Source organism: Lacibacter sp. (assembly GCF_035299325.1).
Taxonomy (GTDB): Bacteria; Bacteroidota; Bacteroidia; order Chitinophagales; family Chitinophagaceae; genus Lacibacter.
Genome location: NZ_DATGWT010000001.1, coordinates 140,559 through 163,803 on the forward strand (window position 1 = coordinate 140,559; position 23,245 = coordinate 163,803).

Here is a 23,245-nt window from a genome sequence, read left to right on the forward strand (position 1 = left end):
TTTAAGCGGACTGAACACTTAATAAATTTAATCCCCCGCTACGTCGGGGGATTTTTTATCTTCCTGAAGATCTAAATTGAAAAACTATGGAGAAACAACTTACCAAAGAAGATTTCATGCGTGAGGCCATCCTGCTGTCGATTGAAAATGTAGAGAGCGGAAAAGGTGGCCCATTTGCAGCAGTGATCGTAAAAGATGGGAAGATCATTGCCAGCGGAGTGAATGAAGTAACCTCATCAAATGATCCGACTGCTCATGCTGAGGTTGTAGCTATACGCAAAGCATGTTCAACATTAAATTCATTTCAACTTGATGGTTGCGAAATTTATTGCAGCTGCGAACCCTGCCCCATGTGCCTCGGTGCCATTTATTGGGCAAGGGCAGCAAAAATCTATTTTGCCAATACCAAAGAAGATGCTGCTGCGGTTGATTTTGATGACAAGTTTATTTATGATGAAATTGACCTCTCTTATACCGGCAGAAAACTGGCAACGCAACAATTACTTCGAGAGGAAGCATTGGTTGCATTTGAGAAATGGAAAACAAGTCCGTTGAAAATGAAATACTAATTAATTTAATATGGCTTTCTTTTCACCGGGGAAGAAAGGATTATCACGTGCAAGCAACAGAATCATACCGATAATTGCCAATACTATCAGCATTGTAATCTGCAGATACGATTGAATAACTGTATCGCCAATGATAGCCTTCGAATTTGTTTGCAACAAACTTCCCTCCTTTGCCTGTAATGCATTTAACTGACCAAGTGCAGCCTGGGCCTGCTGAAAGTTTTTATCCAACAGCAAATCATATGACACCGCTGAAGGAGCTTGGTTCATTCGGTTTATTTCCGATTTTTTATACGCTTCAAGACTCGTCAACAAATAGTTCCACTGTTGCTGTTCATCTTTTGTGAGATAAGTTTTTTCGTAAGCCATTATCAGTTTTGCAATAGCATCATCATGTCTGCGTAATTGCTGAACCAACTCTTTTGGCGCTACAGCCTCATCCATGTTCAGTATTTTTTTCTGATAAAGATGGTCACTTATTTCAAACAAATAACCTGCAGGCATCAACCGGTCTTTATATAACGATGACATGTTTTTATCAAGCTGTGCATATTCTTTTTCATACCACAACTGGTTCAATCCTATTGCAACCAGCACCACAAACAAAACAGCTGCGGCAACACGCTTTTCTCTGATGGATATAAATTGTTTCATGTCACTTACATTTAGTTCCTGCGATAAATTATTCGCAGCAAAAATTTCAATCAATTGCAAATATCAATTTACGACTAAATCAACTCGTTTCAAAAGACAATATTTTGTACTTCACTTCAACCGTTGGCTTTCTTCCATTAACCACCTATCAAAGAGCGTGAGTTGTAATTATTCTATACCTAACTTTAAGCGACTAAACTCCAACGCATGAGAAAATTATTCAGTCTGGCAACAGTCTTCCTGTTTTCATTACCCCTGTTCGCACAACAAACACAGAAACCGCCTTTGCACGGCAAACAATGGATGGCCATTACGGGTAAACCATTGGCAGCAACAGCCGGCTCCATGATTTTTCAAAAAGGTGGCAATGCTGTTGATGCAGCTTGTGCCATGCTCGGTGCAACATGCACCATGTGGGATGTGTTGAGCTGGGGAGGTGAAACACAGGCACTCATCTACAATCCCAAAACAGGAAAAGTTATTGGTATTAATGCATTGGGTGTAGCACCATCTGGCGCCACCGCTGAGTACTATAAGAGTAAAGGATATAATTTCCCTCCGGAGTATGGCCCGCTTGCAGCTGTTACGCCCGGCACTGTTGGTGGATTGTGTTTGATGTTGGCGAACTATGGCACCATGAGTTTGAAAGAAGTGCTTGCCCCATCTATGCAATTGGCTGCGGGCTACCCGATTGATGCACAAACAGCCAACAGTATGGAACGTGGTAAACAACGCATCAAGGAATGGCCTTACAGTAAAAAAGTTTTTCTTCCTCATCTTGGTGAAAAAAGAGAAGCCCCTGAAGCAGGTGAAATTTTTGTACAAAAAGATTTGTTGGAAACTTTAACAAAGATGGTAGAAGCTGAACAGGAAGCGTTGAAAAAAGGAATGAATCGCAAAGATGCCATCATGGCTGCTTATGATCGTTTTTACAAAGGTGATATTGCAAAAGAGTTTGTACGTGGTTGCCAGGAACAAGGAGGGCTAATTACAATGAATGACCTTGCCAACTGGAAGCCGATTGAAGAAGAACCCATGCATGTAAATTATAAAGGAATAGAAGTATATAAACTGCAGCAATGGACTCAGGGACCGATGTTGTTACAAAGTCTCAACATTCTTGAAAATTTTGACTTGAAGAATATGGGTTATAACAGCACCAGGTATATTCATACGCTTTACCAAACAATGAATATGACATTTGCTGATCGTGATTTTTATTATGGCGATCCTGCTTTTCCACCAGCAGAACCTATGCAGGGTTTGTTAAGTAAAGCTTATGCAAAACAACGTGCAAGAATGATCTCCATGGAACGAAATATGGCTAACGTCGGACCAGGTGACCCTTATCCGTTTGAAGGAAAAACAAATCCATTTGTTGATGTATTAAAAAAGAGAGGTTACAGTTTAGATACTACTTCTACTCAAGACAGAAATTTTGCTCCTGCACATGATGTTCGCAACGAAGCTGTTGCTGACATCCCCTCCCGGGAGGGGCTTGGGGTGGGTTCGGAATACATGGAACGTTTATGGGCCGGCACCACATCGGTTGAAGCAGCTGATGCAGAAGGTTGGGTTGTTTCCATTACACCTTCCGGCGGATGGTTGCCAGCAACGATTGCCGGTAATACAGGTATTGGCATGAGTCAACGTGGACAAAGCTTTGTTTTAGATGCAACTTTAAATCCCTTCAATGTAATTGAACCGGGTAAACGTCCAAGAGTAACATTGACGCCAACCATGGCATTGAAAGATGGCAAACCATTTTTATCATTTGCTGTGCAAGGTGGCGATACACAGGATCAAAATCTCTTGCAATTTTTCTTAAACATTGTTGAGTTTGGCATGACCGTTCAGGAGGCATGTGAAGCTGCAAACATCAATACCAATCAACTATGGTTATCGTTGGGTGGCAGTAAAACAGAAGACCGACAACCAAAACCCGGAAATCTGTTGCTGCATGATAACACCCCGGAATGGGTTCGGAAAGAATTACGACAGATGGGTTATACACTTTTCTTTGACGACAGAACAAGTGGTCCCATCAATGCAATATGGTTCGATTGGAAACATAAGAGTTTCTGGGGCGGCAGCAGTAATCATGGCGAAGATTATGGCATTGCCTGGTAAAAGATAACTATGCATTTTTATCTCATTCCTCTTATAAAATTATTTGAGCAACATGCCGATGCAAGTAATGCTGAAGGCATGAAGGCTTACATGCTGAATCAGTTTGATTTTTATGGTTTGAAAGCTCCTGTGTGGCGCAAACTCAGCAAAGAATATTTTAAAAAAGAATTGCCGCCATTTGAAGATGTTGAAGCCATCATTAAAGACTGTTGGCAACATCCGAAGAGAGAACTGCAATACGTAGCAATTGAACTGCTGTCCTGTTATCAAAAACAATGGAAGAAAGAAACCATCAGCATCATTGAATATATGCTTACTCATAAAAGCTGGTGGGAAACAGTTGATCATGCAGCTACTGCATTAACCGGACCTTACTTTAAAAAATTTCCTGAACAACAACGAAAGATCACAACCAAATGGAATAAGAGCAGCAATACCTGGTTGCAACGCAGCAGTATTATGTTTCAGAAAATGTACAGGAAAGAAACAGATACAGATCTGTTAAGTAAACACATTCTCCATCTCAAAAGCGCTAGAGAATTTTTTATACAGAAAGCAATTGGCTGGGCCTTAAGAGAATATTCCAAAACAGATGAAAAATGGGTAACAGCTTTTGTAAAAAAACATTCCCTTTCACCGTTAAGCGAAAGGGAAGCTTTAAAAAGAATCAGCAAGTAACTACTTTTTATTGTTTGCTGAACTGTGTATAAAACCGTTTACCAGATTTAGGATTGTATAATTCCATGAAATAAGAACCAACACTTAAAGATTTAATATCAACAGATGGATTAGACGCTGATACATTTGTAACCTTTACGATCCGGCCTTCGGCGCTGTACATACGGCAGACAAACATGCTTCCACTTTCTACAGCAGGAAGATTAATCCGAATGTTTTCAGAACTTGGATTTGGGAATACTTTCACACTGATACTTTGTTCACTGCCTAATCTTATTTTTTTGACGTCGCTGTAGGTAATGATCTTGTCATTATTAATGACTTTGATACGATAAGATGGCTCTACATCACGTGCGGTAATTTTATCTTTAAACTCATACTGAACATTGTCATTCCCCTCTTTACCCATTACCAAGCCAATCGTTTTAAATTCACCATTACCTTCTTTGCGCTGTACTTCAAAGTAATCTACCAATTGATTGTATTCAGACTTCCATTGCACCAACACATGATTGTCTTTGTCTTGAACGTTAGCCTCAACAGCCTTGCCCGATAAAATACCATTTATCGGAGTAATAAAATTGACATCGTCTTTTCCTATCGTTATGGGATTGAAATTCTGGTTATCACAATCACTGACATCAAAAGGTTGGTAAGGGTTATTTGAATTCCCCTCACGTATTGCCACAACCGCAATGTCTTTATAACTATCTGTAAGAGCTCCAGTATGCCCCCCACTTTGTTTGTCTAAAAATTGAGCAATAAATTCTGGATCGTTAAACCCATAATCTGGATCGGTTAAGTGATAGTAAGACGGCTGTCTAGTTTTAAGCTTAAAATAAATATCAATTAAAATAGCTGTTGTACCGGCAGGAATAGATAAGCCATTATCACAATCATCTGTGGATCTATTTATATACCTAACAGTCATGATTTTGGAAGTGCCATTTGGATTAAGTATGGGTGCCGTTCTCAAACCTGTTCCAGAAAAGAGATTGGGATCAATACCTGCGCCATTTGCTTCAGTGTCTGGGCCAATAAAACCTAAAGAATTTGCATCATTTAACCCCGTCATATAGCTGTGATAACCCTCATAAGTCACTTGATCTGCGTTATACTGGATACCAAAACGCATACCCATGAGGCGCATTTGACCCTGATTTGATCCAGTAGGGTTACTTAAAGCGAGCCGAATTACAATAGTTTCTGTAGTGCTTCGATAAAAACAATTACCAAAAATTTCGGCGCCCTGAGAGTAAGATGTGTTTTGCAAGATTGTAATTACAACCAGCAACAAGAGTAACTTTCTAATCATGTAGAAGAGTTTAAATTGTTAACTGGTTTCCGTAGGTAGGAAGATTAAAGTAAGGCTTTTTTCAGGAAGATGGTGTTAGTGCAAAAGTAACTCGCCAACAGGAGGAAAGCAATAAAATGGCAAACTATTTTTAAAATTTGGTATCGTAAATTTACGATACCGGCCTGTTTCAGCCCTTCACATCAAACCATACTTTCTTTTCATCGTTCCACTCCCCGTTGTAATTGATCGTAATTTCTTCACCGGCGGAAATTTTGTGTACGGTTTTGATCATCATCATACTGCTGTCGAAATCCATGAAATACTCTGCATTACTGCTGTATGAATGGTTGTAAATCGATATCCAGCCCAGCGCCAATGCACACTCGTCGTGTTTGGGTCCCCATTCAAAAATGTAATCATGCAGCAGGGTTTGATCGAGCAGTTTACGCTCATCAGCACTCATAACAATAACCGGCGACGATTCAATGATCGTTCCCGCAGCAATGGGTTCATTTGTAAACACAGCCCGGCCTTTCTCTTCGGTATCAGCAATAAACAAACAGGTTAAACGCATAATGAACTTTTGTTACGAAAAGTGGTCTTTCAATCAAAGAAACTAACTTTAGCCAAAATGCAGAAATCAACAGCAACACTTATTTAAAAACAGTTGAATTATGAGTCTTGAACTGGAACAGGAAGTATCATTAAAAGAGCAGTTTGATGCTTTGATGGTACGTGAAGACAAGCTGGAGATACAGGAATTCCTCAATAATCAGAACATCAGCGATGTGGCCGAGCTTGTGTACGAATTTCCTGACTATGAAAGCCAGATGCTGGCCAATATGAGCGTTCACCGTGCAGCAAGTGTGTTTAAGATCCTTGATCTGCCCACACAAAAACAGATCATTAAGGAATTACCTCCCTTTAAAACGGCAGAATTATTAAATGAACTTCCGGCCGATGACCGTACTTCTTTCCTTGAAGAATTACCAAGCAGCGTGGTGAGGGAGCTCATCAAATTGCTGAACCCGGAAGAACGGAAAATCACCCTGTCATTGCTGGGTTATCCTGAGAACAGTATCGGCCGTTTGATGACGCCTGATTACGTTTATATCTACCCCTACAATACCGTTGCTGAAGTATTTGACACCATCCGTAAATACGGAAAGGACAGCGAAACCATCAACGTGCTTTACATCATCAATGAAAAAGGGGAACTGGTTGATGATATCCGCATCAGGGACATTATTCTGGCGGCTCCTGATAAGAAAGTGGAAGAACTTATTGATGGACGGTTTATTGCCCTGAATGTTTACGATGATCAGGAAACGGCTAATGAAGCATTTAAGATGAATAACCGGGTGGCACTTCCCGTTGTAAGCAACACCAACAAACTGCTGGGTATTGTAACCATCGATGACGTGTTGTGGGTGGCTAATGAAGAATTCAGTGAAGACATGCAGAAAATGGGTGGTACCGAGGCATTGGATGAACCCTATATTGAAACGCCCATCTTCAAACTCTTTAAAAAACGAGTGGTTTGGCTCATCATTTTATTTTTTGGCGAGCTGCTGACCATTTCGGCCATGCAGGGTTACCAGGATGAAATTGCCAAAGTGGTCATACTTGCTACGTTCATACCACTTATTATTTCAAGTGGTGGCAACAGCGGCTCCCAGGCATCTACGCTTATTATTCAGGCTATGGCATTGGGCGAAATAAACATCAATGATTGGTGGCGCATTATGCGCAGAGAGATCGTATCGGGATTATTGTTAGGATCTTCATTATGCATCATTGCCTTTTCGGTGATCTTTGTTTGGAGTTCTTTCACCACAACGTTTGGCGATCATGCCATGCTAATTGGATTAACGGTTGGCTGTTCCCTCATTGGCATTGTTCTTTGGGGCACATTAATGGGTTCGATGCTTCCGTTGATCTTAAAAAGATTGGGTGCCGATCCAGCTGCATCATCTACTCCCTTTGTTGCCACGCTTGTTGATGTAACGGGTTTGCTTATTTATTTTTCTATGGCCTTTCTATTTTTGGGTGGCGTTTTATTATAAGGCTTTGAGGATCGAATAGAAATGTGCTTTAAATTACTTTGATTTGACTGATGAACAGGCTTCCACTAACAGTTTGAACGCTTTTAATAGGGCGTAAGGTGGCTTAAGAGTAGCTCTAGCTTGCTTGTGTCTTGTCGGCTAAAGCTATAGCTTTAGCCGACAAAGCATGATCCTGCTTTAATGGAGAAGATGCTTTCTGCAAAGCGGATGAGTTATGCCGTTTCCGGCAGATATTCCGTTCATCCAAAACAAACCCTTCTCCAGCCAATTTGCTTATTTTTGGCAGATGGAAGTAAACCATGCACTTATTGACAAATTGAGCCTGCTTGCAAGGCTGGAGATAAAAACCGAAGAGAAAGAAAAGCTTCGGGATGATCTGCAGCAAATGATCGGCTTTATTGAAAAACTACAGGAGCTTGATACAACAGGGATTGAACCATTGATGCACCTTACTGAAGAGATCAATGTGTTGCGTGAAGATGAAGTAAAGGGCTCTGTAAAACGGGAAACTGGTCTTGAAAATGCCTCACTGCGGAACGAACATTTCTTTATGGTTCCGAAAGTCATCAAAAAATAATTTTATATTCAACGCATGCAATCTGTTATACACCTCGAGCAACTCCGCAAAAGTTATTACCTCGGCAAACAGGAACTCCCTGTTTTAAAGGGCATTGATCTTGACATTAATAAAAATGAATTTGTGGCATTGATGGGTCCATCAGGTTCCGGTAAGAGTACCCTGATGAATATCCTCGGCTGTTTAGATACCCTCACCGATGGCAAATATGTATTAAATGGCAATGATGTGAGCAAGATGAATGATAATGAACTCGCTGAAATACGCAACCAGGAAATTGGTTTCGTATTTCAACAGTTTAACCTCTTGCCACGTTTAAGTGCATTGGAAAATGTAGCGTTGCCGCTTATTTATGCAGGTGTATCAAAAAAAGAACGTACGGAGCGTGCATTGGAAATGCTGGAAAAAGTAAGCCTGGCCGACAGATCGCACCACAAGCCAAATGAATTAAGTGGTGGACAGATACAACGTGTGGCCATTGCACGGGCTTTGGTGAACAGACCATCCATAATTCTTGCCGATGAACCAACAGGTAACCTCGATTCCAAAACTTCAGTAGAGATCATGGGACTGATCACCGATATTCATAAACTCGGTAATACAGTTGTATTGGTAACACATGAAGAAGATATTGCCCGCTATGCCAAACGTGTGGTGCGTTTGCGTGATGGGCTGGTTGAAAGCGATCAGACCCGTGAACAGCTCGCAGCACATACCCTGTAACCAAACTAAATTTTAAAATTGTTGTGGAGAGTTTTCAGCTCTCCACTTTTATTTACAACCTTTTGCTGTCTACTTTTGTTAGCACTTCAATTTGATGAACTATGGCACATAAGATCTATACCAAAACAGGCGACCTCGGGAAAACAAGTTTAATTGGTGGTACCAAAGTGCCGAAAAGCCATATACGCATTGAAACCTATGGCACCGTTGATGAATTGAATTCATATATCGGTTTAGTGACCGATCACGTTGCCGATGTACATACAAAAGCAGTGCTGAAAGAAATACAGGATCGATTGTTTACCATTGGTTCTTCATTGGCTTGTGATCCTGAGAAAGAACCCAAAATGAAAATTCCTGATCTGAAGGAAAAAGATGTTGTCTTACTGGAAAAAGAAATGGATAAGATGAATGATGCCATTCCGCCAATGAAATTTTTTGTACTGCCCGGCGGACATGTTTCTGTAAGCACGATGCATGTTGCCCGTTGTGTATGCCGCCGTTGCGAACGTTTATGCGTTCACATGCAGCAGGAAGAAATGTTTGTAGAACCTCTCGTTATAAAATACATCAATCGCTTAAGCGATTATTTGTTTGTATTGGCCCGTTATACTGGCCACCAGTTAGGAGTTGAAGAAATTCCGTGGAAACCGAGAGTGTGAAGCAAGTACGAAGTACAAATTTGGAAGTACGAAATAATCAAAGCAAACAAATATCTATTCGAAGAATTGGCTGTGATGGGAATTTCTTAATTCGTACTTCCATTCAAAATTCTCCCATCCTTCATATGCACCGTTCTGTCGCATTGCGCTGCTAACTCTTCGTTATGTGTAACGATCAGGAATGTTTGATTGAATTGCTTCCGCAGATCAAAGAATAATTGATGCAGCTCACGGGCATGCGTACTGTCTAAATTACCGGTTGGCTCATCAGCCATGATAATATCCGGGTTATTGATCAAGGCACGTGCAACCGCCACACGTTGCTGTTCACCGCCACTTAATTCAGAAGGTTTATTCTGCATACGATCTGAAAGACCGAGCATTTTCAGCAATTCAATGGCTCTTGCTTCCACTTCTTTTTTCTTTTTCGCCCCCAGCCATCCGGGAATGCAAACATTTTCCAAGGCTGTAAACTCAGGCAACAAATGATGGAACTGAAATACAAAACCAATATGCCGGTTGCGGAAACCAGCCAGCTCATCTCCTTTTAACTGGTTCACCTGTATATTATTCAGCCAAACCTGCCCGCCATCGGCTTCATCCAGTGTGCCGAGTATATGCAACAACGTGCTTTTGCCCGCACCACTGCTCCCAACCAGGCTCACAATTTCGCCTTTGCTGATCTGCAAATCCACGCCCTTCAACACTTCCAGGCTGCCGTATCGTTTGGTTATCTGTTTACAAGTAAGCATTTGTCTTTTCTCCGTTTTACAAACCTAAGGTATTGAACCGTTGTGCCAAACTGCTGCTGAAAATTCATCTGCGGTGTTTATACACACACTTAACAAAGCAGATTTGGTTATTTCAGCAGGAAAGTTACTTTTGCGGAAAATTAAAGGGTTTTCCTTATGTTCTGGACACTTGAATTAGCCTCGTACCTCGAAGACGCTCCCTGGCCTGCTACCAAGGATGAATTGATTGATTATTCGATCCGCAGTGGGGCACCCATTGAAGTAGTAGAGAATTTGCAGGAGTTAGACGACGAGGGCGAAATTTACGAAAGCATTGACGACATCTGGCCTGATTATCCAAGCCAGGAAGACTTCTTCTTTAATGAAGATGAATACTAAGTAAGCTGTAAGCTGCACATTAAAAGCTACTAGCTAAAAACATTGAACCCTGCCTCAACGGTGGGGTTTGTTTTTTACCCTTAGCTAATTTTATTCGATCACCCAAAAGGAGACAGTACAAGCAAAGCAATATTGTAAATGAAGATGTCAGTCACCTTGCAGGTGAACAGGCATCAAACAGTCAACTCAATCCTGTTTTTCTCCGGGTCAAGAATTACACTTTCATAATAACCATCACCTGTGGTGCGTGGCTCATCAATTACTTCAAAACCATCTGCACGGAAACGCTCAGTCATTTCATCAACCTTCTCTTTACTTCCAAGCGAAACAGCAAAATGAATAAAACCTGTAAACTGATCGTACACATTATCCTTTGAATCAGGAACAGTTGGCATCTGCATCAACTCCAAACGAGGTCCGCCATCAAACGAAAGAAAATACGATTGAAATTGTTTTTTCTCATTGATGTATTTATTATTCGATGTTGCATGAAAGTAGCGGCAATAGAAATCTTTCATCAACTCAATATTCTTTACCCATATAGCAAGATGCTCGATATACATGACTATTTTTTAAACGTGAATTTGAAATACAACAAAACTAACGAGAGTAAAAAAATAAACCCGTTGCACAATACCACAGGCACCAGCAGCGGATCATTAAAAACTCCATACACCAACCACACTATAGTACTGGTGGTTACAATGAGGATGGTGTAAATACTCAGGTCGCCCACACTTTTTGTTCGCCATGCCTTATATACCTGCGGTACAAATGTGGCGCTGCTGAGAATAGATGCAAAGAGGCCAACAGCCTTAACCAAAAAAGGATCCATTGTATCTGGTTTTAAACTTAAAAAGTTGACAGGTAATAACCTGTCAACTTCCTGACAATTTCCAATATATAAGCAAGAAGCACATTCGAGCCACGTACTTCGTATCTAAGATTATTTTTCCATCTGCTCAATCACTTCAGCCGTTACACCGGTAAAGCTGAAACCACCATCATGGAAAAGATTCTGCATCGTTACATAGCGGGTAAGATCGCTGAACATCACAGCAATATAATTTGCACAATCTTCTGCAGTGGCATTACCCAGCGGACTCATTTTTTCTGCATAGTTAATGAAGCCATCAAATCCTTTTACGCCACTACCTGCAGTTGTTTTTGTAGGCGATTGTGAAATCGTGTTCACACGCACCTTGTTCTTAACGGCATAATGATAGCCAAAGCTGCGGGTAATACTTTCAAGCAATGATTTTGCATCAGCCATTTCATTATAATCAGGGAACACACGTTGTGCAGCAATATAAGTAAGGGCAACTACACTGCCCCATTCGTTGATGGCGTCCATATCCCATGCTGTGCGTAACACACGGTGCAGACTCATTGCAGAAATATCAAGTGTTTTTGTATTCCACTCGTAATTGAGTTCTGTATAATGTTTACCCTTGCGAACGTTCAGGCTCATACCAATGGAGTGCAACACAAAATCAACCTTGCCACCAAAATGCTCCATTGATTTTTCAAAGAGATTCTTCAGGTCATCCATATTTGTTACATCAGCTCCAATCACAGGTGCATTACCACAGGCTTCAGCCAGTTTATTGATCTCGCCCATACGCAAAGCAACAGGTGCATTGGTCAAAACGATCTGCGCACCTTCTTCATAACATTTCAACGCCGTTTTCCAGGCAATCGACTTTTCATCCAAAGCACCGAAGATGATGCCCTTTTTCCCTTTCAGTAATTGATGACTCATAATTATTGATTTGGCTTCAAAAGTAAGGAAGATGAGTCAATTGTAGGATGTACAAAGTTAGAAGTACAAAGCACGCCTTCAAGGCATGAAACAAGGCACAAGGAGCACGGCACAAGTAAAGCAACGATGTAATTTCTGACAACAACTTTACTTAATTTTAACGCCTCATGGAAATACTACAATCAGACGATGGCAAAAAAGGCGCATTTTATATTGAACAGGATGGCGAACGCCTTGCTGAAATGACTTATGTATGGGCAGGCGAAAGCAAGTTCATTATTGATCATACCGAAGTGAGCGATAAGCTTGCCGGCAAAGGTGCGGGCAAACAATTAGTAGCAAAAGCAGTGGAATTTGCAAGAGAGAAAGGTCTTAAAATTATGCCGCTGTGTCCTTTTGCAAACAAAGTATTCAAGAAAACACCTGAATACAATGATGTGCTTTGATCTTTATCATAAACCAACAATACAAAAATTATTCTGACAGAAAATAAGATGCCGCTGCAAACGCAACAGCATCTTGTTTTATAAAAAAATTCTGATTTACTGCGCTAAACTGATATTAATCTGCAAGCCAGCTCTTGTATTTACAACCGGTGGCGGTGTTGCAATATAGCCTATCACTCTTGTTTGCTCAAAGAACAAACGTAACCTTACACGGTTGTTGAGTACATAATCGATCGAAGGATTTATGGAAAGAATTTTCTGTCCGCCAGTTGGGATCGTGTTACGCTGATCAAGAATATTGTTTGATGTTGCGTTATCACGATAGGTCATATCAAAACGGAAACTGAGATCGTTTGATAATGTTTTTGAATCATTCTTTGTAAACGGCACTTTAAACGGAAGCTTCAATCCACGTTTACGCCAGCCCGCACCAACGGTGATTTCTACACTCCTTACTTCACTCACCTGGAAATCGATCAAACTTAAACTGATGGTACGGCTGCGGCCATAATCAACTTTAAAGTTTAATTGATTGGTCATCTGTACATCAATACCGATCAATGGCGAGAAACGTTCACTGATGGTAAGGTTAGGTACAATGAAGAACGGAACAAAGTTGTTTGAAATGGTATCGATGAACGAAGGATAACCTAATCCAAAATCATCAGCATATAAAAGAGCAGATGTAAAATTATTCATACTCAGGTTACTGCTGTAACCATGTGTAATACTGAAGTTGGTAAATATCTGATCAAGACCCGGTATTCTCGACAAACCATTATAGGTTAAACGCCAGTTTGGTTTTGGTAAATAACGTTTAAACGGATTATCACTCACACGACGGTTCTTCTGATCAAGCAAACCAACTTTCAGCGGATCCTGATCGGTGTACGCTGCAATAAACGCAGGCACCAATACATCCTGTGCATAACGGCCATAACCTTTATAATAACCATCAGGATTAACCTGTCCACCATTGTAAGGATTTGCTTTACCCAAACGCTCTGATAATATCTGCCTGTTCTGTTCAAACTGCAGGAACGATTGACCCGGCGTTGTTGCCGAGAATTTCCTGAACATGGTTTGATAAGAAATAAAACTGATATCGAAACCACCACTTGCTAGCGGACTTAAATGACCGAAAGTTCCGTTACCTGTTGTGTCCTTAAACAGTTGCGAATAGTTTTTACTGAACGAACGTGTAAGATTAAAGTCAATCGTGAAATCACGGAATGGCTCAACCGTTGCTTCAGCCTTCAGCTCCTGCCTGTAGCTCTGCTGGAAGAGGAAGTTGAAGTTGGTATCACGTGTAACCCATCCTTTTCTTGCAGCCTCATCGAGCCAGCGGTCATCAGGTTGTTTACCGAAAACATAAGCAAGACTTGGTGCACGTGTACCCCAGTTCTGACCAAGGATTTGTGTACTGTCGGTATAACCCGGCAGACGTGAGTTAAATGATTCGTTGTAATTAAGATTGATACTCTTTACTGATGTTAACAGCCCGCCAAAGAATCGTGCTGCCCCACTTGGCTCAACTGTAATGTTCTTATTGTTCTTCGCTTCAAGTCTGTTTAAACGACGGAATAATTTCGCAACATATTTCTTACTCTTGCCAACAGTATCTTTTGGATTGAACTTAATGGTTGGCGAAGCAAGTGTTGGTTTTGCATTCGGATCTTTCTCCGTTTCAAGCGAACGAAGGAATTTTGATTTCTGATATAACCTTACAAAATCCAACTGACCTGTAAACACCCTTGTTTGTGAATTTTCAATCGTATTACCCAGGTTCACTGCCAAACGTGATGCACCTATCCAGTTATAAGTTGTGTTATAGTTGAATCGTGCAGTTGTCCAATCCAATACAGGAATCTTTGCCAACGGCAAATTATAAGATGCATTTGCTGTCTGGCGATAGATGGTATTACGTCCGCCTTTGAACAGATTCTTACGAACGCTATCTTTCTTTTCTTTTGTATTGATACGGCCAAACGGTTCATCCACACGTGCATTGTTGGTTGCACTGAAGTCGATATTGATTGAACGTGTAAGATCCCAACGTAGATTATACACACGATCAAACACAAAGTACTTATCGTAGGTCTCCGGAATTTTAAACGGACTTGGTGCTACACCCGGAATCGTTACTTCTCTTGCACGCACTGCACCAAACTGGCGATTGATATCTGCACGGAAACTCAACAGGCTCGGTCTGTAGTTGAAGTTGAAATCCTTAACAATATTCCACCATGGGCTGCGATACTTGATGAGTTTTTTAAACGGCTCAATATACTTTGGTTGAGGTGCATAATTATAACCCAGGCCACCGTAATGTTTTTCGATCACGTCATTTTCAATAAGCGGATTTCGCTTTTCAGTTTTTGTGTAAGAATAGCTCACATCAAAATTTGAAATGTCGTAGATCTTTGCAGGTTTCCCATTGGTTTTATTTTTCCGCATGTTGGTTACATTCACCGTCGTGATAGCAGAAAAATCCTGTGCAATATTCTTAACCGAATCTTTATTACTTACTGTAGCAAGTTTATCCTTGAATTTAATATCCTGGTCGTAAGGATCATATTCCGGATTCATTACTGTTTGTGAATAGCTGGCGTAAAATGGAATTTCAAGACCGGCTTTCTTTGGCAACAATTTTCCAAGTTGTAATTGAGTGGCCACATCAAACTGGTAGAAGAACTCACGACTACGTTCATTCACTCTTTGTTCAATTGTACCAAAACCTGCGCTGCGTGCAGAACCTGAAATAGAAACTGTTCCGAGATCAGCGAGTTGTATATCTACACGTCCTGTACCTGCCCAGCCACCTTTTTCATCCAAACCACTTAAACGTAATTCGTTCACCCAAACTTCAGCGCATACAGTTGAATTAGCATCGTTGCGGTTATTCTCCACACCAACTAAGAAGCCTTTTACTTCGCCAAGATTAGGATTACCCATAACGGCCCAGCGAACACCGTTACCTCTGTCTTCAGAGTAAACAGAATTCACACCGCCGGTACGACGCAATTTGAAACGCACCAATTCTTCGAGGCTCAGATCAAATTGATTTGCACCCGGCCACACAGCACTTGTATCGTTTGGTCCATTACCCGGACGGGGATAAGTTCCCCATCTTGTTACTTTCAACGGCATGCGCACTTCATAATAGTTATTGATGAAGTCGGTACCAAAACGGATCACTGCAATTGCTTCACCATCATTCAGGTTATCTGTTTTGCCTCTTGATTCTGCGTGCATGAACATACGTACACGTTTGTACTGACGCAGATCGTGATTGAGTGTTTTAAATACAGCACGGCTGTCACCATCCTGTAGATCACAAACCTGCATACTGAGTGATGATTCGTTCTGCAACAGGTTTACACCATTATTACTTAACTGCTGCACACGCTCAATACCGGGAGGAATTACATAGTTCACCGGTACACGGTTGTCATTTTCTTCAACGTTAACAGCTGTAACATTAAATGAAGTGAGACCTTGGTTTTGTAATGGTTTGTATTGGCCTGTGGTGTCAAGATCAAATTGATAAGAGCGCCACATGTTACGCACCAGTTCCAGTTTACCAAAACGTACAACAAGTGAATCATCAAAACCCGTCATGAACATACGCATGAAACGGATTGATTTAAAGTCGGGAATATTTCCCACCTTCTGCTCATATTCTTTAACCGGTATACGGAAGAGGAACCATGTTTCTTTACGGGAATTACCATCAGCGAGTTTAATATCTACCTCTCTTCTGTCGGCAATATAGTTCTGACCCACCTGCATTAACGGATCATCTTTTGGACGTAACTCTAAATGATACTGGAAATATTCTTCCACTTCATTCAATGTATTATCACGGTTGAGATCTTCATTGTCAGGATACAACGTAGAAGCAGATGTATACTGAACATCATTACTTGCAACAGGGCTATTCCCTTGTGGATTATTAAAATCTTTATAGCGGTTGAGGATACTTGCATTATCCGGCTGATCAACACGGAAATGTTTGTAGTTATCTGTACTTGGATCAGCAAGCAAGGCTTGATACGCAGCACCACCGCCAATATTTGTTTGATACTGACTTAAGAAACTGCTGAACACACGAACCTCTGCACTGTCTGCTCTTCCATCTAAACCAACATCCTGTTGCGGACGTTCTTCAATAATATTACTGAAGGCCTGTGCTATCTGAATTGGATTGCGTGGCACTCTTGCCCAGTTACTGAAATCTTCACGTGCAGGCGTTTGTGTTGTACTCAAACCATTTTCATAAAAACGACGGCCGTCTTTTAAAATATCTTCTGAAATGTTACCGAGGTTAAAATACATCTGACCACCGGTGCTTGTTGGGTTAAGGATGAATGGATCCTGTACCCACATTTCAATAAACTCAATATTGTTTGTTTCGAAATCGATCTGATCAATGGCACGCATGATTCCACCCCACCTGTTTCTTGGATTTAATAATTTGCCATTTGCAGGATTGATACTTCCGCTACGTGCATCAAAATTATAAGGACCTCTTTGTGTTGGATAAAAAGCAAGATCAAATGTGATCAATTGATTTTGACCAAGATCAGGTGTTACCTGCGGGAATATTTCCTGCCTGTTTACAAAACGAACACGTGGATCAGATAACTCTGCAAGGTTACCTCCTAACGGATTGTTAGGATCACGACGTTGCTGCAATACAGGCTCGATATTATACCATGCAAGTTTTGCCCTGTTATAACCGTATTGCAAATCATCAGTTAATGATGCTTCAGGAAATAGCTCTACGCCGAACCGGTCTCTCGCCTGGAATGGAGTTGATGCAAGTGACCATGCGATGAAAGGAAAACGAAGATCAATACCGTTACGTGTTCCTTCAAAGTCATCAATATAAATTAAACCACCGCCACCTTTCTCAGGACGGATTTGTTTTGCTGTACTCGGAATGATCTGTGCAGCTTCACCATATACATTGATGTTTGATAATTGGCGTGTAGAATAGAACGGTAACCCATCCAGCCATTTTGTTAATCGTTTCCAATCGCTGCGATAGTTTACATCAGCACCGATCATAGTATTACGAATAGGATCATCACCGTAATTCATTTTGGTGAAGAAAGGCCGCTCACCCAAACGCATTACTGCTGCACCAATATTCAATTGTTTGTTTTGACGTTCAATGGCTTTGTAATCTAAACGCAAAGCCATAAAGTTTCGGTTCTGCATTCCGAACGTGGCATTGTTTTCAAAACCAACATTAATCGGCACACCCGAATTTACTATCGCCTGGTTGATGATCTTTACAGTACCTAGATTATAATCGACTGTGTAATCAACATTTTCTCTCAATGTTTGTCCACCAGCGGAAACAGTTACCGATCCCGGCGGCACATTAAATGCACCCAACGGAATATCACCACCGCCACCGGCACTTCGTGATGCACCACGGAAAACATAGCGGTTCAATTGTGGAGATTGCTGTGCAACCCATTTAATTGAATCGTACAAAGGATAGAATAAATATTTCTGCCGTAGTTCGTTTGAATCCACACCACGGAAAATATACTCAAGGTCTTTACCAAACGGTTCAAGTAAAGGGAAAATCACACGGCTGAGTTGTGAGTTGATGGTAAACCCTTCAATATAATCGAACACACCATCTGGCTGCGGATCGTTTTGATTATTTAAACGATCGAGATTAACAAGTTCAATGATCGGTCTTCCTTTTTCTTCGCCTTCAGGAATATATCTTTTTTCACCACCACCCGGTTCCTGGTAAAGAATGTTGAGTTTAAAATCTTTACGTTCAAGCTGACCATAACCAACCGAGTAAACGTTCTTCATCATCAAATCCCAGATCGGCAACAACGGACGTTGCGATGTTGCTTTCAGCATTTTCAGGAACAACACTTTTTGTGTACCGCTGTTATTCGCTGTTGTATCTGGTGTAACATCATTCGAAAATTCACCCACCTGGTATATTTTACCATTAACGCTGTATTGAAACGCAACACCCAACACTTCGTCGGGTTGCAAAATGGTATTGAGTGAAATAAACCCGATCTGTGGATTGAAATAATATTCTTCCGGACGAAGCTTGCGTGCAAAGGTGCGTTCGAAATCCTGTACTGCAGTTAAACCAAAACTTTGCAAACGATTTGTGATCAATGCTGCATCTCTTGTTGCAGGATCATTCACCATCCGCTGGTAAAGATCGTTCGCCCCGTTTTGCGGAAGCTCTGATGAAGTGAGTGAAAAAACATTCGGGTTGAATGGCTGGTTTTCGCCGAGATCCATCAATGCAACAACGTTCCTGTTCTCTGTGGTAGAACCTGTGCGGTTGGTTACCCACACTTCCATACGAAGAATTTGCACCGGCGTTGTAACAGCCGGAATATTCTTCATGCTGGTATTGTAGTTCTTCTTAAAATATTGTGCGAGTAAGAAGTGACGGTTCTCTTCGTATTCATCAGCCTTTACCTGGAACTGTTGCAAACCTGTACCACCAGCTAACTGCACCTGTTGACGATTTGAATTTTGATTGGCGAGTACAGCAGTAACATACAACTTACCGAACTGCAATTCGGTTTTCAAACCAAACAATGCAGATGCACCCGGCATCAATGAACCACGTGCAGGGAACTGGATATTACCCGCTTCAATGCGTTTGATGATAGCATCTGTATTACCAACATAATCCAGCTTCAGTTGATTTTCGAACTGGAAGTTGGCAAGTGTATTGTAAGTAACGGGGAAATTAAGTTTGTCGCCAATCTTGGCATTCAAGCCAAAATTTGCATTCATGTCAAAATCAAAACCACCATTCTTTCTTGCACGCTCAGGCAATGTTGGGTTCTTGATATTCTGACCGATATAACCGGCAGTTAACGTAACATCACCCTGCGGACGGATCTCTACTTTTGGAATACCGGTGTTACTGAATAAACGATTAAAGAAACCCGGTCTCACCTGTAATTTAGGATCAAGTATTTTGCGGTTAAGATTTAGTGTAGTGTTGAGCCTGCGTTGAAAATAATCACGTTCATCCTGCCTGCTTTTGTAAGCCAGCATTTCTTCGAAGGTGAGATAGCTTGGTTTACGATACCAGCTTCGGCCGATCTTTTCGTAGATATAATATCTTTTTGTTACCGGATCGTAAGCAATAGAATCTTTAATGTTTGATGGACGTTGCAGATCAAACGTATTACGGTTGGGTTCTGTAAAAGCGTCACCTCTGCGGTCGGTTAAAGGGAAACGTAAACTATCGTTACCGGGAATTGTATCTCTCGATGGTGTTTGTGGCAAAGGAATGCCGCTGTAACTCACCAATGTGAAGCAGGTCAGTACAATGGTCAGGAGGGCAATTCCAGATATGGTGCGTTGCATCAGGGTCAAGGTCTATAAGCAAATAAGTTTTGATATTGCTAAAGGCACTTCAACGCTGCTTTTATCAGTTCCTGAACCTCGGTAAACTCCGTACTGTTTTGCCGGGCTTTTTTGATGGCTGACTCTGCTGCATTTCGGGCTATGCCTAAAGCGGTCATAGCAGTTAACGCATCCAACTCTAAACTATTGTGATTCAGCATAGAAATATTCGCTTCCACCGGGCTCTTGGCTAATTTATCACGCAACTCCAAAACAATGCGCTGTGCGGTCTTTTTTCCGATGCCTTTTACGCTTTCCAAAAGGCCTTCATTTCCTGAAAGAATCGCCCGCACCACTTCATCGGCCTGAAGTGAAGACAACATCATCCGGGCAGTTGAGGCCCCAACCCCGCTTACGCTGAGCAGGTGCAGAAAAACGTCTTTTTCATGCCTGTCGAAGAAACCATACAGAATATGGGCATCCTCCCTTACCAGCAAGTGAGTAAACAGTGTGCCTTCGTTCAGCGATTGAATTTTGGAATAGGTATTCAGACTCACCTGTACTTCATAGCCAACACCATGAACATCAATGTGAACAACAGTTGGGGTTTTGAGGGTAAATGCTCCTTTGAGGTATGCAAACATGAAACGAAAATAGAGTTTTTTGAAATAGCTGTCTGCCTTGCCACTCTTTATCGGCAAACAACTGCTTGCATCGCAAGTCTTATATTTGCACCCGGTTAAGCGGGCCAATACCCGCACCTTTTAAATACAAAGCATAAATGAGTAATAAAATCACTGCAGCCATTACAGCTGTTGCCGGCTGGGTTCCCGAAGACCGGCTTACCAATTTTGATCTTGAGAAAATGGTTGATACCAACGACGAATGGATCCGCACCCGTACCGGAATTTCTGAACGTAGAATTTTAAAAGGCGAAGGACTTGCTACTTCCGATATGATCGTTCCGGCTGTGCTTGATCTGTGTAAAAAACGTGGCATCGATCCGTCAGAAATTGATTGCATGATCGTAGGTACTGTTACGCCTGACATGGTGTTTCCTTCAACTGCTAATGTGGTGTGCGACAAGATCGGTGCTGTAAATGCATGGGGTTTTGATTTGAGTGCTGCCTGCAGCGGATTTCTTTTCTCACTTACTACCGGTGCTACTTATATAGAAAGTGGCCGTTATAAAAAGGTTGTTGTTGTTGGTGCAGATAAAATGAGTGCTATTATTGACTATACCGATCGTAATACCTGTGTAATTTTTGGAGATGGTGCAGCTTGCGTATTACTTGAGCCAAACGAAGAAGGTTATGGTGTGCAGGATAGTATTTTAAAAAGCGATGGTGCCGGCAGAAATTTCCTGAACATGAAAGCAGGCGGCAGCCTTCGTCCGGCAAGTATGGAAACTGTTGCCAATCGTGAGCACTTTGCTTACCAGGAAGGACAAACCGTTTTCAAATTCGCTGTAAAAGGCATGGCAGATGTGAGTGCCGAATTATTAGAGCGCAACAATTTAACAGGTGAAGATATTGCATGGTTGGTGCCACACCAGGCCAACCTCCGCATCATTGATGCAACGGCCAACCGCATGGGTTTACCGAAAGAAAAAGTGATGATCAATATTGAAAAGTTTGGCAATACTACTGCGGGCACTATTCCGCTTTGTTTGTGGGAGTGGGAAAACCAATTGAAGAAAGGCGATAATGTTGTGCTTGCTGCATTTGGCGGCGGGTTTACATGGGGTGCAACGTGGATCAAGTGGGCGTATGATGGATCTAAGAGCTAAGAGTTGAAAAAAGGGAAAGAAGTTATAAAGAGAAAAGCGGTTGTGGAAGCAGCCGTTTTTTTGTGCATTTCAATTAGCTACTCCCTTAAAAAAAATGTCACTTAAAACTCCAGTTTCCAAACCTGTCTGTGGTATACATCACCAATAACTGTTGTGCCGGCGACATAAAGACTACCACCAGCAGAAATAATAATCGGGTTTATTATGGATTGATCCAAAACACCAATTGACCATACATTCGTAAGCGGATCATAGATATCGAACTTGTTTTTTGCTTTACCATTCGATACAAAAAAGACGGCTTTGCTGTTTAACGAACCGGAACTGAATGCAGAAAAAGAATTAGGTTGAAACAAACAAGAAAACGAGGTTGCATCTGAAAACGGATCAAGCATCTCAACTTCGTTTGATGTATTTCCAGAAACAATACCTCCAGCCCAAATTAAATTTCTTGCAAGCAAACCCGACATCCCATACTTGGGTTTACTTAGTTGGGAAACTGTCCATGAATCAGTAACCGGATCATAAATATCAATTCTTGAAGTTGGAGTTAGCGTTGATTTATTTGTAACACCTCCTGCAAAATATAATTTGCCCTTTACATTGTTCGCAGTAATTAAATAACGTGGCTGGCCGAAATTGGTAGTTGTCCATCTTTTACTTCCGGCATCATATATATCAGCAAAATTACCACCAACTATTACCAGTTTATTACCGGATGCTAACGAACTCAACAGGCCATCGGCATGAGGCATTTCCATTGCAGACCAGCTGCCTGCTGCAGCATCATAAATATCAATACGTGATGTTAACCCCACACTACCTGAAGGAAGAAAACCTGTGCCCCCTGCAAAAAAAACTTTGCTTCCCATCGTGGCAACTGTCATCCCTGATCTTGCCTGGCTCAAACCAGCAGTGCTCCATGTATTGGTGGTTATATCATAAATATCAACAGTAGATGAAAAGTTAGGTCCTGGCCCACTTGGGACAGGTATTCCTCCGGCAAAAATAATTTTATTACCTCCGGCAGCTACAACACTTACTTTTCTAGGATCGCTCAATGTTCCAATTGGTATAAGGCGGGCATTGATCTGTGGCCTGTTGTTGTAAACAGTATTCACCACAATTGTATCATCATCAAACGCACCATCATTATCAGTAACCCTTAATCGAAAACCATATGAACCCGGTACAAGATTAGTAACCGTTGTAGTTACTGAAGCAGGATTAGTGATTGTAGCTGAAGAACTTTCTGCAAATACTAAAGACCATTGATAAGAAACAATAGTTCCGTCGGGATCTCTTGACAATTTACCATCTAATGTAATTGAAGATGGTTCCATACTGCAGGATTGCAGATTATAAGTAATTGTGATATCGTTGCCTGCTTCTGAGAT

The 23,245-nt window shown here is 41.4% G+C and carries 20 protein-coding genes; 10 read left to right on the forward strand and 10 right to left on the reverse strand.

What is annotated here, in order from left to right; translation table 11 throughout:
- Nucleotides 1-86: 86 nt before the first annotated feature.
- Nucleotides 87-569: a nucleoside deaminase gene (locus tag VK159_RS00740; RefSeq protein WP_324228236.1), complete on the forward strand. Its 483-nt coding sequence runs from the start codon at nt 87-89 to the stop codon at nt 567-569.
- Here the strand turns inward: VK159_RS00740 and VK159_RS00745 are convergent, their stop codons facing one another.
- Nucleotides 570-1,223, reverse strand: coding sequence for an MCP four helix bundle domain-containing protein (locus VK159_RS00745; protein ID WP_324228237.1), 654 nt, complete (start codon nt 1,221-1,223; stop codon nt 570-572).
- A gap of 207 nt (nt 1,224-1,430) precedes the next feature.
- Here VK159_RS00745 and VK159_RS00750 point away from each other — a divergent pair, with 207 nt between their 5' ends.
- Complete coding sequence (locus VK159_RS00750) at nt 1,431-3,353, forward strand: gamma-glutamyltransferase family protein (RefSeq protein WP_324228238.1); 1,923 nt, start codon at nt 1,431-1,433, stop codon at nt 3,351-3,353.
- 9 nt (nt 3,354-3,362) lie between these two features.
- On the forward strand, nt 3,363-4,031 hold the full coding sequence (locus VK159_RS00755; RefSeq protein WP_324228239.1) for a DNA alkylation repair protein: 669 nt from the start codon (nt 3,363-3,365) through the stop codon (nt 4,029-4,031).
- A 7-nt stretch (nt 4,032-4,038) separates the two neighbouring features.
- On the opposite strand, the gene VK159_RS00760 is transcribed toward VK159_RS00755, so the two are convergent.
- Nucleotides 4,039-5,346 carry a T9SS type A sorting domain-containing protein gene (locus VK159_RS00760; RefSeq protein ID WP_324228240.1) on the reverse strand — a complete coding sequence of 436 codons (1,308 nt, stop codon included), beginning with the start codon at nt 5,344-5,346 and terminating at the stop codon, nt 4,039-4,041.
- A 169-nt stretch (nt 5,347-5,515) separates the two neighbouring features.
- Nucleotides 5,516-5,902 carry an SET domain-containing protein gene (locus tag VK159_RS00765; RefSeq protein ID WP_324228241.1) on the reverse strand — a complete coding sequence of 129 codons (387 nt, stop codon included), beginning with the start codon at nt 5,900-5,902 and terminating at the stop codon, nt 5,516-5,518.
- Between the two features lie 100 nt (nt 5,903-6,002).
- Here VK159_RS00765 and mgtE point away from each other — a divergent pair, with 100 nt between their 5' ends.
- The 4 genes from mgtE (at nt 6,003) to VK159_RS00785 (ending at nt 9,356) form a co-directional block, all read left to right on the forward strand.
- A complete protein-coding gene (gene mgtE, locus VK159_RS00770) occupies nt 6,003-7,394 on the forward strand; it encodes a magnesium transporter (protein WP_324228242.1) in 1,392 nt (463 codons plus the stop codon).
- Between the two features lie 214 nt (nt 7,395-7,608).
- Nucleotides 7,609-7,971, forward strand: coding sequence for an Asp-tRNA(Asn)/Glu-tRNA(Gln) amidotransferase subunit GatC (gatC, locus tag VK159_RS00775; RefSeq protein ID WP_324228243.1), 363 nt, complete (start codon nt 7,609-7,611; stop codon nt 7,969-7,971).
- A 15-nt stretch (nt 7,972-7,986) separates the two neighbouring features.
- Entirely contained in the window at nt 7,987-8,694 is a 708-nt protein-coding gene (locus tag VK159_RS00780; protein ID WP_324228244.1) for an ABC transporter ATP-binding protein, read from the forward strand.
- Nucleotides 8,695-8,795: 101 nt separating this feature from the next.
- Nucleotides 8,796-9,356, forward strand: coding sequence for a cob(I)yrinic acid a,c-diamide adenosyltransferase (locus VK159_RS00785; protein WP_324228245.1), 561 nt, complete (start codon nt 8,796-8,798; stop codon nt 9,354-9,356).
- A gap of 86 nt (nt 9,357-9,442) precedes the next feature.
- On the opposite strand, the gene VK159_RS00790 is transcribed toward VK159_RS00785, so the two are convergent.
- Nucleotides 9,443-10,108: an ABC transporter ATP-binding protein gene (locus VK159_RS00790; RefSeq protein ID WP_324228246.1), complete on the reverse strand. Its 666-nt coding sequence runs from the start codon at nt 10,106-10,108 to the stop codon at nt 9,443-9,445.
- Between the two features lie 156 nt (nt 10,109-10,264).
- On the opposite strand from VK159_RS00790, the gene VK159_RS00795 reads away from it, so the two are divergent.
- Nucleotides 10,265-10,486: a DUF2795 domain-containing protein gene (locus tag VK159_RS00795; protein WP_129130154.1), complete on the forward strand. Its 222-nt coding sequence runs from the start codon at nt 10,265-10,267 to the stop codon at nt 10,484-10,486.
- A 173-nt stretch (nt 10,487-10,659) separates the two neighbouring features.
- Here the strand turns inward: VK159_RS00795 and VK159_RS00800 are convergent, their stop codons facing one another.
- The 3 genes from VK159_RS00800 to VK159_RS00810 form a co-directional block, all read right to left on the reverse strand.
- Nucleotides 10,660-11,049, reverse strand: a complete 390-nt coding sequence (locus tag VK159_RS00800) for a VOC family protein (protein ID WP_324228247.1) — start codon at nt 11,047-11,049, stop codon at nt 10,660-10,662.
- 2 nt (nt 11,050-11,051) lie between these two features.
- Nucleotides 11,052-11,321: a SemiSWEET family sugar transporter gene (locus VK159_RS00805; protein ID WP_324228248.1), complete on the reverse strand. Its 270-nt coding sequence runs from the start codon at nt 11,319-11,321 to the stop codon at nt 11,052-11,054.
- 111 nt (nt 11,322-11,432) lie between these two features.
- Nucleotides 11,433-12,248 carry an enoyl-ACP reductase FabI gene (locus tag VK159_RS00810; RefSeq protein ID WP_182804430.1) on the reverse strand — a complete coding sequence of 272 codons (816 nt, stop codon included), beginning with the start codon at nt 12,246-12,248 and terminating at the stop codon, nt 11,433-11,435.
- Nucleotides 12,249-12,415: 167 nt separating this feature from the next.
- On the opposite strand from VK159_RS00810, the gene VK159_RS00815 reads away from it, so the two are divergent.
- Nucleotides 12,416-12,694 (forward strand): GNAT family N-acetyltransferase, encoded by a 279-nt coding sequence (locus VK159_RS00815; protein ID WP_324228249.1) that lies wholly within the window; start codon nt 12,416-12,418, stop codon nt 12,692-12,694.
- A 96-nt stretch (nt 12,695-12,790) separates the two neighbouring features.
- Here the strand turns inward: VK159_RS00815 and sprA are convergent, their stop codons facing one another.
- Complete coding sequence (gene sprA / locus VK159_RS00820) at nt 12,791-20,080, reverse strand: cell surface protein SprA (protein WP_324228250.1); 7,290 nt, start codon at nt 20,078-20,080, stop codon at nt 12,791-12,793.
- 38 nt (nt 20,081-20,118) lie between these two features.
- On the reverse strand, nt 20,119-20,703 hold the full coding sequence (gene ruvA, locus VK159_RS00825; protein WP_324228251.1) for a Holliday junction branch migration protein RuvA: 585 nt from the start codon (nt 20,701-20,703) through the stop codon (nt 20,119-20,121).
- A 137-nt stretch (nt 20,704-20,840) separates the two neighbouring features.
- On the opposite strand from ruvA, the gene VK159_RS00830 reads away from it, so the two are divergent.
- Complete coding sequence (locus VK159_RS00830; protein ID WP_324228252.1) at nt 20,841-21,848, forward strand: beta-ketoacyl-ACP synthase III; 1,008 nt, start codon at nt 20,841-20,843, stop codon at nt 21,846-21,848.
- 101 nt (nt 21,849-21,949) lie between these two features.
- On the opposite strand, the gene VK159_RS00835 is transcribed toward VK159_RS00830, so the two are convergent.
- Nucleotides 21,950-23,245: PKD domain-containing protein (locus tag VK159_RS00835; RefSeq protein WP_324228253.1), on the reverse strand; the 1,296-nt coding region annotated here is incomplete at its 5' end.

Bases quoted from the DNA above. Each gene is read 5' to 3' on its own strand.
- VK159_RS00740 (WP_324228236.1), top strand. From the start codon at position 87: ATGGAGAAACAACTTACCAAAGAAGATTTCATGCGTGAGGCCATCCTG.
- VK159_RS00745 (WP_324228237.1), bottom strand. From the start codon at position 1,223: ATGAAACAATTTATATCCATCAGAGAAAAGCGTGTTGCCGCAGCTGTT.
- VK159_RS00750 (WP_324228238.1), top strand. From the start codon at position 1,431: ATGAGAAAATTATTCAGTCTGGCAACAGTCTTCCTGTTTTCATTACCC.
- VK159_RS00755 (WP_324228239.1), top strand. From the start codon at position 3,363: ATGCATTTTTATCTCATTCCTCTTATAAAATTATTTGAGCAACATGCC.
- VK159_RS00760 (WP_324228240.1), bottom strand. From the start codon at position 5,346: ATGATTAGAAAGTTACTCTTGTTGCTGGTTGTAATTACAATCTTGCAA.
- VK159_RS00765 (WP_324228241.1), bottom strand. From the start codon at position 5,902: ATGCGTTTAACCTGTTTGTTTATTGCTGATACCGAAGAGAAAGGCCGG.
- mgtE (WP_324228242.1), top strand. From the start codon at position 6,003: ATGAGTCTTGAACTGGAACAGGAAGTATCATTAAAAGAGCAGTTTGAT.
- gatC (WP_324228243.1), top strand. From the start codon at position 7,609: ATGCCGTTTCCGGCAGATATTCCGTTCATCCAAAACAAACCCTTCTCC.
- VK159_RS00780 (WP_324228244.1), top strand. From the start codon at position 7,987: ATGCAATCTGTTATACACCTCGAGCAACTCCGCAAAAGTTATTACCTC.
- VK159_RS00785 (WP_324228245.1), top strand. From the start codon at position 8,796: ATGGCACATAAGATCTATACCAAAACAGGCGACCTCGGGAAAACAAGT.
- VK159_RS00790 (WP_324228246.1), bottom strand. From the start codon at position 10,108: ATGCTTACTTGTAAACAGATAACCAAACGATACGGCAGCCTGGAAGTG.
- VK159_RS00795 (WP_129130154.1), top strand. From the start codon at position 10,265: ATGTTCTGGACACTTGAATTAGCCTCGTACCTCGAAGACGCTCCCTGG.
- VK159_RS00800 (WP_324228247.1), bottom strand. From the start codon at position 11,049: ATGTATATCGAGCATCTTGCTATATGGGTAAAGAATATTGAGTTGATG.
- VK159_RS00805 (WP_324228248.1), bottom strand. From the start codon at position 11,321: ATGGATCCTTTTTTGGTTAAGGCTGTTGGCCTCTTTGCATCTATTCTC.
- VK159_RS00810 (WP_182804430.1), bottom strand. From the start codon at position 12,248: ATGAGTCATCAATTACTGAAAGGGAAAAAGGGCATCATCTTCGGTGCT.
- VK159_RS00815 (WP_324228249.1), top strand. From the start codon at position 12,416: ATGGAAATACTACAATCAGACGATGGCAAAAAAGGCGCATTTTATATT.
- sprA (WP_324228250.1), bottom strand. From the start codon at position 20,080: ATGCAACGCACCATATCTGGAATTGCCCTCCTGACCATTGTACTGACC.
- ruvA (WP_324228251.1), bottom strand. From the start codon at position 20,703: ATGTTTGCATACCTCAAAGGAGCATTTACCCTCAAAACCCCAACTGTT.
- VK159_RS00830 (WP_324228252.1), top strand. From the start codon at position 20,841: ATGAGTAATAAAATCACTGCAGCCATTACAGCTGTTGCCGGCTGGGTT.